This is a genomic window from Pantoea sp. GABEPS69 (assembly GCF_045780835.1).
GTDB classification, from domain to species: domain Bacteria; phylum Pseudomonadota; class Gammaproteobacteria; order Enterobacterales; family Enterobacteriaceae; genus Pantoea; species Pantoea septica.
In genome coordinates this window covers 2,197,742-2,212,591 of record NZ_CP118618.1, presented here as the reverse complement: position 1 = coordinate 2,212,591, position 14,850 = coordinate 2,197,742, and the positions used below count along the sequence as shown (strand labels likewise).

Annotated in this window: 16 protein-coding genes; 7 read left to right on the top strand and 9 right to left on the bottom strand. The window is 59.4% G+C overall.

Translation table 11 applies throughout. The annotated features are described in order from the left end of the window. Nucleotides 1–291: 291 nt before the first annotated feature. Entirely contained in the window at nt 292–1,494 is a 1,203-nt protein-coding gene (gene punC / locus PVE98_RS10870) for a purine nucleoside transporter PunC (RefSeq protein WP_096073893.1), read from the bottom strand. Nucleotides 1,495–1,614: 120 nt separating this feature from the next. Here punC and punR point away from each other — a divergent pair, with 120 nt between their 5' ends. Next, nucleotides 1,615–2,520 (top strand): DNA-binding transcriptional activator PunR, encoded by a 906-nt coding sequence (punR, locus tag PVE98_RS10865; protein WP_033747458.1) that lies wholly within the window; start codon nt 1,615–1,617, stop codon nt 2,518–2,520. Here punR and purR read toward each other — a convergent pair. Then, nucleotides 2,517–3,542, bottom strand: coding sequence for an HTH-type transcriptional repressor PurR (gene purR, locus PVE98_RS10860; RefSeq protein WP_033747455.1), 1,026 nt, complete (start codon nt 3,540–3,542; stop codon nt 2,517–2,519). The genes punR and purR overlap by 4 nt on opposite strands. Before the next feature lie 285 nt (nt 3,543–3,827). On the opposite strand from purR, the gene PVE98_RS10855 reads away from it, so the two are divergent. Further along, nucleotides 3,828–3,917, top strand: a complete 90-nt coding sequence (locus tag PVE98_RS10855; RefSeq protein ID WP_094078480.1) for a YnhF family membrane protein — start codon at nt 3,828–3,830, stop codon at nt 3,915–3,917. 46 nt (nt 3,918–3,963) lie between these two features. On the opposite strand, the gene PVE98_RS10850 is transcribed toward PVE98_RS10855, so the two are convergent. Then, the gene (locus PVE98_RS10850; RefSeq protein ID WP_096073070.1) at nt 3,964–4,764 is read right to left on the bottom strand and encodes a C40 family peptidase; all 801 of its coding nucleotides are present in this window, start codon (nt 4,762–4,764) and stop codon (nt 3,964–3,966) included. Nucleotides 4,765–5,126: 362 nt separating this feature from the next. On the opposite strand from PVE98_RS10850, the gene PVE98_RS10845 reads away from it, so the two are divergent. Further along, the gene (locus tag PVE98_RS10845; RefSeq protein ID WP_407568596.1) at nt 5,127–5,462 is read left to right on the top strand and encodes a Grx4 family monothiol glutaredoxin; all 336 of its coding nucleotides are present in this window, start codon (nt 5,127–5,129) and stop codon (nt 5,460–5,462) included. Between the two features lie 41 nt (nt 5,463–5,503). Here PVE98_RS10845 and rnt read toward each other — a convergent pair whose 3' ends face one another. The 5 genes from rnt to eptA all read right to left on the bottom strand — a co-directional run bounded on the left by rnt (nt 5,504) and on the right by eptA (nt 10,228). Further along, complete coding sequence (rnt, locus tag PVE98_RS10840; RefSeq protein ID WP_033748016.1) at nt 5,504–6,181, bottom strand: ribonuclease T; 678 nt, start codon at nt 6,179–6,181, stop codon at nt 5,504–5,506. A 111-nt stretch (nt 6,182–6,292) separates the two neighbouring features. After that, nucleotides 6,293–6,700, bottom strand: a complete 408-nt coding sequence (gene gloA / locus PVE98_RS10835; protein WP_033747448.1) for a lactoylglutathione lyase — start codon at nt 6,698–6,700, stop codon at nt 6,293–6,295. A 111-nt stretch (nt 6,701–6,811) separates the two neighbouring features. Then, on the bottom strand, nt 6,812–7,909 hold the full coding sequence (locus PVE98_RS10830) for an alkene reductase (RefSeq protein WP_096073071.1): 1,098 nt from the start codon (nt 7,907–7,909) through the stop codon (nt 6,812–6,814). 48 nt (nt 7,910–7,957) lie between these two features. Continuing rightward, nucleotides 7,958–8,554: a TetR/AcrR family transcriptional regulator gene (locus PVE98_RS10825; RefSeq protein ID WP_033748012.1), complete on the bottom strand. Its 597-nt coding sequence runs from the start codon at nt 8,552–8,554 to the stop codon at nt 7,958–7,960. A gap of 39 nt (nt 8,555–8,593) precedes the next feature. Further along, a complete protein-coding gene (eptA, locus tag PVE98_RS10820; RefSeq protein ID WP_096073072.1) occupies nt 8,594–10,228 on the bottom strand; it encodes a phosphoethanolamine transferase EptA in 1,635 nt (544 codons plus the stop codon). A gap of 209 nt (nt 10,229–10,437) precedes the next feature. Between eptA and PVE98_RS10815 the strand changes: the two genes are divergently transcribed. The 4 genes from PVE98_RS10815 (at nt 10,438) to PVE98_RS10800 (ending at nt 12,846) form a co-directional block, all read left to right on the top strand. Then, nucleotides 10,438–10,677: a DUF1289 domain-containing protein gene (locus tag PVE98_RS10815; protein ID WP_033747441.1), complete on the top strand. Its 240-nt coding sequence runs from the start codon at nt 10,438–10,440 to the stop codon at nt 10,675–10,677. Nucleotides 10,678–10,734: 57 nt separating this feature from the next. Beyond that, nucleotides 10,735–11,631, top strand: a complete 897-nt coding sequence (locus PVE98_RS10810) for an aldo/keto reductase family oxidoreductase (RefSeq protein WP_333620461.1) — start codon at nt 10,735–10,737, stop codon at nt 11,629–11,631. An 86-nt stretch (nt 11,632–11,717) separates the two neighbouring features. Then, a complete protein-coding gene (sodC, locus tag PVE98_RS10805; protein WP_033747437.1) occupies nt 11,718–12,239 on the top strand; it encodes a superoxide dismutase family protein in 522 nt (173 codons plus the stop codon). Between the two features lie 139 nt (nt 12,240–12,378). Beyond that, the gene (locus PVE98_RS10800; RefSeq protein ID WP_096073073.1) at nt 12,379–12,846 is read left to right on the top strand and encodes a hypothetical protein; all 468 of its coding nucleotides are present in this window, start codon (nt 12,379–12,381) and stop codon (nt 12,844–12,846) included. Here the strand turns inward: PVE98_RS10800 and PVE98_RS10795 are convergent, their stop codons facing one another. Beyond that, nucleotides 12,847–14,847: an FUSC family protein gene (locus PVE98_RS10795; RefSeq protein WP_096073074.1), complete on the bottom strand. Its 2,001-nt coding sequence runs from the start codon at nt 14,845–14,847 to the stop codon at nt 12,847–12,849. Nucleotides 14,848–14,850 lie beyond the last annotated feature (3 nt).

Here is a 14,850-nt window from a genome sequence, read left to right as displayed (position 1 = left end):
TCCGCGTTGAACCTGAGAAAAAGAATAGTCAATTTCTCAAGGCCTGTGAGAAATGTCACGGATTGCTCCGTGCGCCTGATATCCGACGTTTTACAAAGGATTGGATCTGAAATTCGTTGTCTGACGCAGCAGGGAACGCGCGCGCAGACACCATCCGGGCGATAAGCTTCGCCTAATAATAAAACAATTATGTTATTGATTTGTTGCAGATTTATTGACCTGATCGAGTATATGCTCAACCAGGTCAGTATTCAACGACTTATTGTTAGGCAGCTAACTATAAAAGTTGCCTTAGTGATTATCCTGGCAGGGAGTGGTAACGCGGACAATATCCATTTGTGCGCTGGCGCGTCGCTGCCAGACGTAGCCCGCCATCGCCAGTGCGATAGTGGTCACCATAATCAGCGTAGTCATTAGCAGCGGCTGTTGTAAACCTGCGGAGACCGCCAGACTGGCAAGGAAGCAAAGACCGAGCTGCAGGGTATTCTGCAGCGCCGCGGCTTTACCGGTGGCGTGCGGGAACGGCAGCAGCGCATTCGACACCACGATCGGGTAAATCGCGCCGTTCGCCAGCGCCATGCCGCAAAAGGGCGCAAGCAGGGCGATCAGATTGTGGCTTCCGGTAAGCGCCACGCCGAAGAGCGTCGTCACGCTCAGGCTGTAAAGTGCCAGCAGCAAGGGGAGCAGCTGCGCGCCGGCAAAGCGGTTGAGCAGGGCGCGGCAGCCAAATCCGCCCAGCAGGAAGGCGATAGTTTGCGGAATATAGCTCAGGCCAATATCCGCCGGCGTCAGGCCCGCATCGGCGAGAATAAAGGGCGAGCCGGTCAGCCAGGCGAAAAAGCTGGCGGAGCAGGCGGCATAGATCAATACGTTGCCGCCATAGACGCCGGAGCGCAGCAGCGAGAAGAAGCCGGGCTGATCGCCCGCCTCTTTTGCCGTCGGGCGGCTGGCGGGCAGGCGCAGCGTCACCAGCATCAGCGCCACGCCGGTCAGCGTCAGCACCAGAAAGATCGAACGCCAGTGAAAGTGGCTAATCAGCCAGGCGCCGAGCAGCGGCGCCAGCGCGGGCGAAAGCGCCACCAGCGGCATAATGGTGGCGAACACCTTATTGGCGCGCGCGCGCGGATAGCGATCCACCACCAGCGCCTGCCAGCTCACCGCCGCAGCGCAGACGCCGATTGCCTGAATAAAGCGCAGCGCCAGCATCAGCACCGCATTTTCCACCCACAGCATGCCGGCGCAGCCGAGCGCGAACAGTCCCAGCCCCATCAGCAGAACCGGTTTGCGGCCGATGCGGTCGGAAAGCGGGCCCCAGAAAAGTTGACCGATGGCGAAACCCGCCAGGAACAGGCTCATACTGGCGCTGATAATGCCGGGCGAGGTATTAAAGCTGATCTGCATCGCGCCGAAGGCGGGCAGATACATATCGGTCGCCAGAAAGCCCAGCATGCTGAGCAGAGCGAGGTAGGGCATAAATCCTTTTGATGACAGCATGGTTTTTAATCTCATATTTCGTCAGGCAGGTTAAACGCGGCAAAGTGTAAAAGGGTGCGCCTGCCGCTGTGAAACGTTAATATTTGCAGAGTGCTGTGAAAATTTTTGAAAGGAAAAAGCATGTGGTCCGAATATGCGCTTGAAGTGGTAGACGCCGTGGCGCGCACCGGCAGTTTTAGCGCCGCCGCGCAGGAGCTGCATCGCGTGCCCTCTGCCGTCAGCTATACGGTGCGCCAGCTGGAAACATGGCTGGCGGTGCCGCTGTTTGAACGGCAGCATCGCGACGTGGCGCTGACCGCCGCTGGCGAGCATTTCGTGCGCGAAGGCCGCGAGGTTATCAAAAAAATGCTCGCCACCCGCAGGCAGTGCCAGCAGCTGGCCAACGGCTGGCGCGGGCAGCTCAGCATCGCGGTCGATCGCATCGTGAAGCTGCCACGCAGCCGTCAGCTGGTGACCGACTTCTATCGACACTTTCCCGATATGGAGCTGCACATCAGCTATGAGGTGTTTAACGGCGTATGGGACGCGCTGGCCGACGGACGCGTCGACGTGGCGATCGGCGCCACCCAGGCGATCCCGGTCGGCGGGCGCTTTTCCTTTCGCGATATGGGCGCGCTGAACTGGCGCTGCGTCGTGGCGCGCCACCATCCGCTGACGCAGCAGCCGCAGCTCGACGACGACGCGCTGCGCGTCTGGCCGTCGCTGGTGCTGGAGGATACCTCGCGCGCGCTGCCGCGCCGCATGACCTGGACGCTGGATAACCAGCGCCGACTGGTGGTGCCGGACTGGCAGGCGGGGCTGGCGTGCGTGCTGGATGGCTTATGCGTGGCGATGATGCCGGGCCATCTGGCGCGTCCGCTGCTGGATAAGGGCGAGCTGGCGGAGCTGACGCTGCCTGCACCCTTTCCGGAAAGTCACTGCTGCGTGAGCTGGTCGGAGGCGCGCGCATCGCCGGCGCTTAGCTGGTTGCTCAGCTATCTCGGCGATGCGCAAACGCTCAATCAGGAGTGGTTAAGCGAGGATTAACGGCGGTAGTCGCGGAACGGGCCGTCGCCGACCGAGCGGCGCTCAATCAGCGTGGGATGCACTTCGATGGTCTGCGACACTTCGCGTTTGCTGGTGATGCGATCGAGCAGCATCTCCAGCGCCTTCTCGCCCAGCTGGGCTTTAGGCTGATGCACGGTGGTCAGCGCCGGAGTGAAGTAGCGCGCGTTGCGCACGTTGTCATAGCCGATCACCGAAATATCCTGCGGCACGCGCAGTCCCATCTCGTCGGCGGCGCAGATCGCGCCCATCGCCATAATATCACCGCCGCAAAAGATCGCCGTCGGGCGCTGCTTCTGCTGCAGGATCTGCTGCATCGCCTGATAGCCCGATTCCGGTTCGAAATCGCCCTGTACGATCCATTCGGGACGCACCGCGATGCCTGCTTCCTCCAGCGCTTGCAAAAAGCCCGCATGGCGCCCGCCGCCGGTGTTGCGCTCCAGCTGGCCGGGAATGGCGCCGATATCGCGATGGCCGCGTTCAATCAGATAGCGTCCCGCCAGATAGCCGCCCTGGAAAGCGTTATCGAGCACGGTGTCGGTAAAATCGCCGCGCGATTCGCCCCAGTCCATGACCACCATCGGAATATTGCGGTTCTCTTCCAGCATCTTCAGCAGATCGTCCGGATACTCGGAGCACATCACCAGCAGGCCGTCGACGCGCTTCTGCGCCATCATCGACAGATAGGCGCGCTGCTTTTGCAGATCGTTGTGGGCGTTGCCAAGAATTAAGGTGTAGCCCCGCTCGAAGCAGTGGTGCTCGACCGCTTCGATGATTTCCGCAAAATAGGGCGCTTCGCTGGAGGTGGCAAGCAGCCCCAGCGTTTTAGTGTGGTTGACCTTCAGGCTGCGCGCCACGGCGCTGGGCGAATAGTGTAATTCCTGAATCGCCTGCCAGACGGCGTTGCGCGTCTCTTCCGCAACGAAGCGCGTTTTATTGATCACGTGGGAAACGGTGGTGGTGGAAACACCCGCGCGCTTCGCGACATCTTTAATTGTTGCCATTAAAAAGAGACTCCAGAACTTATCAATAACCCACTGATAAGCATAATGTTAAACGTTTGCGTCCGCTAAGAGAGTTTTCTGTTAATTCGCTACAGTTTTTGTCGGTGAAATACTCACTGGGCAGGACAAAACAGGGGCTGTTGCGTACGAACGGTACGGGCGTTGCGTCAGTTGCGCAACAAAGCCGGGGATTCTAACAAGGCTTGCGGGATAAAACGAGATTTTTACCGACAACTATGGGAAAATCGCACAAGACCCTGATAATTGTGTGGATAAGGAGAGGAAATGAGCACCGATTTGAAACTGGCATTAATGACCACCGGCGCGGCGCTGCTGATGATTGTGGCCTTTAGCTTTACCGCCGTCATGCACTAACAGACAGCGATAAAAAAACCGGGATTATCCCGGTTTTTTTTCGCGTTTAGCGAATGGTTTTCGGCGTCATTACCCGGCGCGCGCCGATATAGTGACGCTGCCAGTAATCATCCGAGAGCCCGCTAATCTGGATATCTTTTCCGGTGCGCGGCGACTGAATGAATTTGCCGTTGCCGAGGTAAACCCCGACGTGGTCGGCGGTGCCGCGGCCGTTGATACGAAAGAAGACCAGGTCGCCTTTTTCCAGCGACTCGCGCTTCACCGGCGCAGCGTCGCGCAGGTGGTACATTTCGTTGGCGGTGCGCGGGATTCTGAATTTTACCAAATCTTTATAGGCGTACCAGACGAGGCCGCTGCAGTCGAAACCGGTATGCGGCGAGGTACCGCCCCACTGATAAGGCTTGCCCAACTGACCCATCAGCTTGGTCATCGCCGTTTCGCGCGCTTTCTGGTAACGCAGGCGATGGGACTTGCTCATTTTGATGGTGGGCGTGCCGTCGCTATCCAGCAGCGGGAGAGTAGCGGCTTTTACGGTGCTCAGCGAGCGCTGGCGGCCATAGCGTTTGCGAGAAGATTTCAGGGTTTTTTTGGTGTCGGCGGCGGAAGGGGAAAGCTTAGCCGTTTCAATTTTCTTCTGCTTTTTCAGTTTGAGTTTTTGCGCAGTAGAAGGGCGCGCTTTTTTCGCGCTGGTTTTAACCGGTCGCCGTTTGCGGCGCTCATCTTCGCGCGCGCTTTTTTTCTCCGCCTTGTGCAGGCTGGCGTTAACCGGCGCTTGCGGTGAGGCCGAAGCGATGTTCATGAACAGCTGCGCGAAAGCTAATATAAAGAGCGTAATCAGTAATCGCATAGTCCGGTTACAGGGTTAGCGGTTACGACAACAGGCCGTAACGAGGTTAGAAAAATCTGATCGGAGATCAGCGCCGGGGCCATTCTAAGCCAGGTTTTTTTCAAAAGTTAAGCCATTTTTCTATTAAACTGTTACAGGGTTGCATCTGACTCATAAATGAGCGATTTCAGCAGTTTATAGCAGCAAAGTTATTACCAGTTATGAACAGCTTAAGTTTTGATTATCGTCAGAAAAAGCCAGATCTTTACTAAAGAACTTAACAAACATGGCGGTTTCGCCTGGCAAGCGAGAAATTGTCGTTTTCAGGGACGGGGCGAAGTCGCTACAATAAACAAACACGAAGTAGGGAATTAAGGAAGGCAATTATGAGTACTGTAGAAAAAATTGAGCGCCAGATCGCAGAAAACCCGGTCCTGCTGTATATGAAAGGCTCGCCGAAACTGCCAAGCTGCGGTTTCTCTGCGCAGGCGGTGCAGGCGCTCTCTGCCTGCGGTGAGCGCTTTGCTTACGTGGATATTCTGCAGAACCCTGATATTCGCGCCGAGCTGCCGAAATACGCCAACTGGCCGACCTTCCCGCAGCTGTGGGTAGACGGCGAGCTGGTCGGCGGCTGCGATATTATCGTCGAAATGTTTCAGCGCGGCGAACTGCAGTCGCTGATCAAAGAGACGGCGGAAAAGCACAAAGAAGCGGAATAAAAGCAGCGCAATAAAAAAGGCCGACGCAAGTCGGCCTTTTTTTACGCCTGTTCCGGCGTCGCTTCCGCGTCGTCGTCGCTCGCCGCCATCGGCAGCGGCCAGCCGCCCAGCCGTTTCCAGCGGTTCACCAGTTCGCAGAACAGCGTTGCCGTCTGCTCGGTATCGTAGAGCGCAGAGTGCGCCTGGGTGCTGTCAAAATCCATGCCTGCCGCTTTACAGGCTTTCGCCAGTACCGTTTGCCCCAGCACCAGCCCGCTCAGCGCAGCGGTGTCGAAGGTGGCAAACGGATGGAAAGGGTTGCGCTTCAGCCCGGCGCGCCCGGCGGCGGCCATCATAAAATTAAGGTCGAAGGTTGCGTTGTGCGCCACCATGATGGCGCGATTACAGTGGTGATCCTTGATGCCTTTGCGCACCATCTTGAAAATGGCGTGCAGCGCCTCATATTCGCTGATCGCGCCGCGCAGCGGGTTGCTGGGATCGATGCCGGTAAACGCCAGCGCCTCCGGATGAAGCAGCGCGCCTTCGAAAGGCTCGACGTGGAAATGCAGCGTCTGGTCGCGGTGCAGCCAGCCGTCTTCGTCCATTTTCAGCGTGGTGGCGGCGATCTCCAGCAGCGCATCGGTCTGCGCGTTAAAGCCTGCGGTCTCGACATCGATCACCACAGGATAGAAACCTCGGAAACGTTGATTCAGCGCGTTCAGGGAGTTCGTTTCAGACATCAGCATCTCATAGCAGAAAATAGGCAGCGCGCATTATGGCAAAAAAAAGAGGAGGGTGCAGCAGAAGGGAAAGCTTCAGCCTGCCGCAGCGTGCAGACTGAAGCGGCAAACTTAGTTGCCCAGGCCGTGACCGGCATGTTTATTTTCGATCAGCTCGATCTTGTAGCCGTCTGGATCTTCGACGAAGGCGATAATGGTGGAACCGCCTTTCACCGGACCCGCTTCGCGCGTGACCTTGCCGCCCGCGTTGCGGATGCGGTCGCAGGTGGCTGCCACGTCATCCACGCCCAGCGCGATATGGCCGTAGGCGTTGCCGAGATCGTAGCTGTCCACGCCCCAGTTGTAGGTCAGCTCGATGACTGCGCCTTCGCTCTCTTCGGTATAGCCAACGAATGCCAGCGTATATTTATACTCCGTGTTTTCGCTCTGACGCAGCACGCGCATGCCGAGAACGCGGGTGTAGAAGTCGATGGAACGTTGCAGATCGCCAACGCGCAGCATGGTGTGAAGTAAACGCATAACATCCTCTTTTATTAAATCGTCATCTTCTGATGACTCAAACGCTAAGTATAGCGGTGAAAATAGCAAAAAACGGCCGCTGGCGTAACCGTTGTCACGCCAGCGTCACGCTTAAAGCGTCGGGTAGTCGGTATAGCCTTCCGCGCCGCCGCCGTAGAAGCTCTCGGGGCGCTGCGGGTTGAGCGGGGCGTCCTGCTGCAGACGCGCCACCAGATCGGGGTTGGCGATAAAGTCGCGGCCAAAGGCCACGGCGTCGATCAGGCCGCGCGCAATCAGATCGTCCGCTTTCTCCACGGTATAGGCGCCCGCGCCGATAATCACGCCGGGGAAGATCGCGCGCACTTTTTCGCGGAAGGCGTCGCTGTAAGGCTTGCCGCCCGCCCAGTCCGGCTCGGAAAGGTGCAAATAGGCGATATTGCGTTTCGCCAGCTCGCCGATATACCACAGCGCGGCTTTCTCTTCTTCAGGGCCATTATCCAGGTTCTGGAAGCTGCCGATCGGCGAAACGCGAATGCCGACGCGATCGGCAGACCAGTTGGCGATGGCGGCGTCGACCACTTCGAGCGCGAAGCGGCCGCGTTTTTCAATGCTGCCGCCATATTCATCGGTACGACGGTTGGAGTCTGGCGCCAAAAACTGATGCATCAGATAGCCGTGCGCCGAGTGCAGCTCCAGCAGATCGAAGTCCGCCTCGCGCGCGTTGGCGGCCGCCTGGCCGAAGTCGGCCACAATCTGTTTGATCTCGGCGATGGTGAGCTCGCGCGGCGTCGAGGTCTCTTCGCGGTAGACGCTGCCGTCTTCCGCGCGCAGCGAGGTACGCGTGCCGGCGGCGATGGCGGAGGGCGCGACAGGCGCCTTGCCTTCCGGCTGCACGCTGTTATGCGAAATACGGCCGGTGTGCCACAGCTGAACGGCGCTGTGGCCGCCCGCCTCGTGAATGCCTGCGTTAATCGCTTTCCAGGCGGCAATCTGCGGCTGGGTATGCAGACCCGGCGCGCCGGCGTAGCCTTTCGCCTGGAAGGAGACCTGCGTCGCCTCGGTGATAATCAGGCCGGCGCTGGCGCGCTGACGATAATATTCGCCCATCAGCGGCGTCGGAATGTCGCCTGGCTCGATGCTGCGCAGACGCGTCAGCGGCGCCATAAATACGCGGTTCGGTACGGTAATCGCACCTACTTTAAGCGGGCTAAACAGCTGGGTACTTGCCATAACAACTCCTGTAGTAGACCGGTCTGCTATAAAACAACGTTTTTAAAATCAGTGGGTTTGCAGCCACTGTTCGAGAGTGCTCAATGCGAGGCGCAGCGGCTGCGGCTCGCGGGACAGCTTGCTCTGCAGGCTGGCGCCCAGCCACAGAATATAGATCACTTCCGCCATCTCGCGCGGCGCGTAGGGCAGCTTCATCGTCTCCTGCCGCAGCGCTGCTTCCAGCGTTTGCGTATAAGCCGCGATAATGCGGCTGGCGCCGCGCTGCAGGGCGTCGCGCATCGGCTCGGAGAGATCGCAGACTTCCGCGGAGAGCTTCACCGCCAGGCAGCCGACGATATGTCCCTGTTCGCTGAACAGCTGCTCGGCCTGGCGAAAGTGCGCCAGCAGACGCTCGCGCGGCGTGCCTTCGCCGTGCTGCAGCCGCGCCTCGACCTGCTGGTGCAGATGGAGAAAGTAGCGCTCCAGCAGCGCCACGCCAAACGCCTCTTTCGAGCGGAAATAGTAGTAGAAAGAGCCTTTCGGCACCTCCGCCAGCGTCAGCAGCTCGCTGAGTCCCATTCCGGTGAAACCGCGCTGCAGGCAGAGCTGCTCGCCGGTAGCGAGCAGATGTTCACGGGTTTCGGTACGTTGCAGCGTCTTGTTCATGGCGCTTAAGGTAGTAGACCGATCGGTCGGATGCAACCGCTAGCCCGCCTTACGGCACGTTCTGATCATGTCGAGCTGCGGCTGGTATTCGCGGGTCTGCACGTTGAACATCCCCAGCAGCGTATGGAACAGATTGTCCTGCGACACCTCCGCCGTCGGCGCCTGCTGGCGCAGGCAGGCCTGATTGATGCCGTAGGTCCTGGCGTAATCATCCGACATCCACAGCAGCAGGGGGATATGCGTCTGCTGAGACGGCGCAAACAGATAGGGCGCACCGTGCAGATACATGCCGTGTTCGCCGAGCGATTCGCCATGGTCGGAGAGATAGACCAGCGCCACGTTAAAGCGGTCGCTCAATCCCTTCAGCATATCGATGGTGCGGGCGATCATATCGTCGCTGTAAAGCAGCGTATTGTCGTAGGTATTCATCAGCGCCTGATGGTCGCAGTCCTGAATCTGATTGCTGTCGCAGGTCGGCTTAAACTGGCGGAACTGCGGCGGATAGCGACGATAGTAGGCGGGGCCGTGGCTGCCCATCTGATGCAGCACGATAATGCCGTCGTTATTCAGGCTGTGGGTATAGTTGTCCAGCCGATGCAGCAGCACGTCGTCGAGGCAAGATCCCGCCTGACACCAGGCGTCCAGCTTCCACAGCGTCATATCGGTATGCGGCACGCGATCGCAGGCGCCTTTGCAGCCGCCGTCGTTTTCACGCCACAGCACGCTGATGCCCGCATGGCCGAGGATATCCAGCACGCCATCCTGATGATGCGCCAGATCAGCGTCGTAGTGAGCGCGCGGCATATTAGAGAACATGCAGGGCACGGAGATGGCGGTTTCCGTGCCGCAGGAGGTCGCCTGCGGATAGTAAATGACATTCTGCTTTTTCAGCTGCGGGTTGGTTTCTCGCGGGTAACCGCCCAGCGAAAAGTTTTCTGCGCGCGCGGTTTCGCCGACGACCAGCACCACCAGCGTTTTTTTCTGCTCCGCGGCGATGGTGGGGCCTTTATGCGCATCCTGTCCGATATGCACCCAGGCCTGGCTGCCTTTCATCCAGCGATTATTAACGTAGTGGCCGGCGCCGCTGACGATGTTGGCTGGCGTGACCATTTTGACCAGCCCTTTGTTATTGCGGATCAGCGAGGCGTAATCTTTATAAAAAAGCAGCGCCATCAGCAGAATAACGCCCAGCGACGCCGCCATAAACAGCGCGCGCCACGCGAGATTCATCCACCAGCATTCGCGGCGTTTGAAGCGCGTCAGAAGTATGACGATGGTCGGCGCCACGCCCATCAGCAGCAGCCAGATAACGGCGTTACGGCTGAGCAGCGCGGTGGACTCCTGCAGATCGGTTTCAAAGACGTTCTGCACCATATTGGTATCGATAACGGTGCCGAAGCTAAACATAACGTAATTTGCCGCCGCGCTCGTCAGGATCAGCACCGCCAGCAGCGGCTTGCGCAGGTAAGGCCAGGCGATCAGATTAAAGATCAGGCCGAACGCCGCCGTCAGCACAAGGGGCAGGCTGGCGGCAAAGAAGTAGTCGTGCAGAGATGTATAAGGAATGCGTTCCCAGGCGCGGAACAGAAACAAACCGTTCAGGACCAGCGCGAAGAACAGGGAAACCGCCAGATTAAAGGTGTTTTCGTGACAGCGTAACTTTTTCAACTGCATGAGTATCCAGTAAAAAAACAAATGATAGCCAAAAGAGAATAAAGGTAATAACTTGGGAAAACCTTAACAAAGGCTCAACACTATGCGCGGAATTATCTGTTTAGCCAAACTAATTAGTTACATTTAGTGACGAGACGCGCGGGCCGCAGCGAGAAAGGCACGCACCTTAAGCTATCTTTAAAAGAGATAATCAGCGAGGTGGAGAGCCTGTGGCGGAGCAACTTGAGTTTTTCCCGGTACCCAGTCCCTGTCGTGGCATCTGCCAGGTGGATGCGCGCGGCTACTGCCTCGGCTGCCTGCGCAGCCGGGAAGAGCGCTTCAACTGGATGAAGTTCAGCGACGCGCAGAAGCGCGACGTGCTGCGTCTGTGCCATCAGCGCCGCCTGCGTCTGCTGCGCCAGCAGAAACCGGAAGACGATGCCGAACCGCAACAGCCATCCCTGTTCTGAGCGCTTTTCGTTATACTCCCTGACACTGACTGAAAGAGCAAACACAGGGATATCACTATGCTACAAGCGCAACAGATCTCGCCGCAGGGGCCCGCTTTCTCTCCGCTGATCATGGGTTACTGGCGCCTGATGGAGTGGGGAATGACCCCGCAGCAGCGCATCAGCTTTATCGAACATCATCTCTCGCTAGGCATCACCACGGTCGATCACGCCGATATCTATGGTGACTACCGCTGCGAAGCCGCCTTTGGCGAGGCGCTGAAGCTGTCGCCCGGCTTGCGCGATCGCCTGCAGATCGTCACCAAATGCGGCATCGCCACGCGCGCGAAGCCTGAACATCGCATTGGACATTACATCACCGACAAAGCGCATATCGTGCAGAGCGCGGAAAACTCGCTGCGCCATTTCGCCACCGACCGGCTCGACCTGCTGCTGATCCATCGTCCCGATCCGCTGATGAACGCCGATGCGGTGGCCGAGGCGTTTCTGGCGCTGCATCAGAGCGGTAAAGTGCTGCATTTCGGCGTGTCGAACTTCACGCCGTCGCAGTTCGCGCTGCTGCAGTCGCGTCTGCCCTTTACGCTGACCACCAATCAGGTAGAGATCTCGCCGATTCAGCAAAATGTTTTGCTGGACGGCACCCTCGACCAGTGTCAGCAGCTGCGCCTGCGGCCTATGGCGTGGTCCTGCCTGGGCGGCGGCGAGCTGCTTCAGGATCCGCATTATCAGCCGCTGCGCGACGAACTGGAGCAGGTGCGCCTCGAAACCGGCGCCGCCAGCCTGGCGCAGGTAGTCTACGCCTGGGTGCTGGCGCTGCCGAGCCAGCCGCTGCCGATCATCGGCTCCGGCAATCCTGAACGCGTCAGCGAAGCGGTGGCGGCGCTTGAGGTGACGCTGGATCGCCAGCAGTGGTTCCGCATTCGCAAAGCGGCGCTGGGTTACGATGTGCCCTGAAGCGTAAAGCTGTGTCAAGCAGCGGCGCAGATCGGAAATTGCGGCCAGGCTTATCACACCCTGTGGGAGATAAGAGGCAAGCGATAATGAAAAAATCGGTCTTAGCATGTCTGTTCGCGATAAGCGGCGGCCTGGCCGGCAACGCGCTGGCGCAAGAGGTCACACTGCATAAAGTGAGCGCCGAGGGCATCGGCGAGGCGATCGGCACGGTCGATATCGAACAGACGAATTACGGTCTGCTGTTTACACCGAAGCTGAACGGCCTGACGCCCGGCGTGCACGGCTTTCATGTTCACGCCAACGGCAGCTGCGAACCCGGCGTCTCTGAAGGCAAAACGGTGGCGGCGGGCGCGGCGGGCGGCCATCTCGATCCGCAAAAAACCGGCAAGCACCTCGGTCCCTACGGCGAGGGCCACCTCGGCGATCTGCCAGCGATCTACGTCAATGAGAAAGGCAGCGCCGACTATCCGGTGCTGGCGCCGCGGCTAAAATCTCTGGATGAGATCAAGGGCAAGGCGTTAATGGTGCATATCGGCGGCGACAACCACGCCGATCATCCGCAGCCGCTCGGCGGCGGCGGCGGGCGCTACGCCTGCGGCGTGATTTGATGGTTCGTTCACCGACGGCTCCTTATGGAGCCGTTTTATTATCGTTTAGTTTAGTTTCCAGCTATGTTCTCCTGATGATTTACCGCCTATGATACTGATTCTGGACACTTTCATCTGGTGCGATCAAAGGAGAAAAGGAATGAGGAAAACGGGCGCACTGCTGCTCTGTCTGCTGCTGGCGGGCTGCGATCAACCCAATGAAACCCAGCTCAGGACTGAAGCAGGACGTCAGCTACAGCGCACCATTGACGCCAGCCCGGCGCGCGCCGAGTGCGAGTCCATCGCGAAAGGGCGCGAGTGGCTGAGCCACAGCGCGCGCAAACGGCTTGAAGAGAAGGGCTGCCAGTATATCTTGCGCAGCGCCACCGAAACCAACTTCGAGCAAACGGCGATCTACCGCACCAGCATGACCATGGTGTGCGGCAGCATTATCGGCAAGAGCTTTACCGGCAGCGAAATTCGGCGGCGTTTCATCTACTCGCCGGAAGAGCGCGAGCTGGTGATTGAGCCGATGTCCGCCAACGATAAAACCCGTTTCGAGCAGCGTAAGACCCTGGCGCAGCTGCAGGCCGATTTCGACCGCCAGCAGCTGCAGTACTGCAAATAGCTATTCCGGCACCGCCTGTTTCAGCTGCGCCAGCGAACAGTGCAGCCGCCATAAAATACCCGCCAGCGTATTCGCCTCCGTATCGCCCTCCGCCACCAGCTGGCGGATGGTCTCCTCCAGCGTCGTCAGGGTCTGATCGAGCGAGCTGTGGCGCACGCCGCGCGCGCTGATGATGCGCTGCAAATCCTGCAGGCTCGCCTCGCGCATCTGCGCCAGCGCGGCTGACGCAGGCTGCCAGTCGCGCAGCTGCCAGACAATATGCGAACAGTTGAGCAGCACCACGCCCCAGCGCAGCAGCCAGACGCGCGCCTGCTCGTCGCGGCTGCTGCTCAGCTGGCTGATGCGATGGTAGATCTGCGATTCAAAGCGGCTTTCGCTCAGGCGCGGACGGCGGCGCAGCTGGTCGAGAAACGCCATGCGCAGCGCGCGGATATGGCGGCGGCTGCGGCGCGCGTCGGAGCTGGGACGCAGGACCTGAAACGCCAGCCAGGCGAGCATTACGCCGCACACTTTGGCGATATTGTCGTTGAGGAAATCGGCGTAATCCCAGCTCGGCGGGTTGGTCACCGCGATAAACGAGCCCATAAAGACAATAAACTGGCCCCAGAGGGCGGCGCGCTGCTTTTGCTGCAGCTTAAACAGCTGCAGCGTCAGCAGTAGCGGAAACAAAAACAGCAGAAACTGCCACAGCTGGGAGATCTGCACCATCAGGCCGAACTTCATCACAAAGCTGAACAGCGACAGCCAGAGCAGGGTTTTCAGCAGCAGCGTGACGCTGCCGCTGGGCGAGGGCGCAGACGAGTAGAGTACGCAGGCGATGGCGGTCAGGGTCAGCGCCGCCGCGCCGGCCGACCATTGCGTCGTGATCCAGAAGGCGCAGCCTCCCACGACGGCGCAAAAGGTGCGCAGCGCGCTCCAGCCCGCTTCGGCGCTGTCGGTTTCCCGCGCCAGCGCGGGCACGGGCGGCGGCTGAAAGCGGGTATCGGCGTCGGCGCGGGCCAACAGGCGGATCCAGCGGCTGACGTTGAGATACATCCAGCAGAAATAGCGCAGGCGCTGGCAAAAGGCGCGCTGGCGGTAATCGCCGTCGGCGGCGGGGGTGACGCTGCGCAGGATCTGCGCCAGCCGGTACTTGTCGCACTGCGCGCTCGCCAGCTCCTGCATTAGAGCGTCGATGGCGTGGTAGAGCGGCTGCGGCGCGTCGGGCCAGTTAAGCAGCATACGGCGCAGGCTGGAGAGCACGCTGGTCAGGCGCAGCTGCTGGTGCAGCACGTAGTTGAGCACGTTGTTCTGGCGGCGAAAGCGATAGTGGCTCCAGAACGCCTGAATCCGCAGCAGGTTCATGGTGAGAATCTGGCTGATCACCGCTTCATGGGCGGCGCGCACCTTATCGACCTCGGTAGGCTGCAGCAGCAGACCGGCGTGCTCCAGCAGGCGTGCATGCATCTTCTGCAACGAGGCGATCAGCGCCTCGCCGTCCGAGGTGCTCGGCAGCACCATCATCATAAACCCGGCGCACAGAATGCCTGAAATCACCTCGCAGACGCGCGCCTGCGTCAGATTCCAGAGATCCGTCGCATCGGTCAGGTCGACGCTGCTGAAAACGATAATCGCCGCGGTGTAGCCCGCCAGCGAAAAGGCGTAGGCCACATTGTTCTGATAGTGGTTGGCGATGCCGGTGCAGAACGCCAGCCAGCCGGCGATAAAAAAGGTGAATAGCCAGGGTTCGTTGAGGGTATGGCCGGCGATCAGCAGCGCGGCGCCTGCGCCCATCAGACTGCCGACGATGCGTCCGAGGCTTTTGCTTATCGCGCCGCCGACGGTGGGAAAGCTGATCACTGCTGCCGAGGTCATCGCCCAGTAGGGCTCATCCAGGTCGAGCGCATAGGCGATGCTGAGCGCCAGGCACATGGCGATGGCGTTGCGTAGCGCGTAACGCCACTGACTCGCGTCTGCCTTCACCCAGGGAAGCTGGTCCCACGCCAGCCAGTGCAGATTCATCGC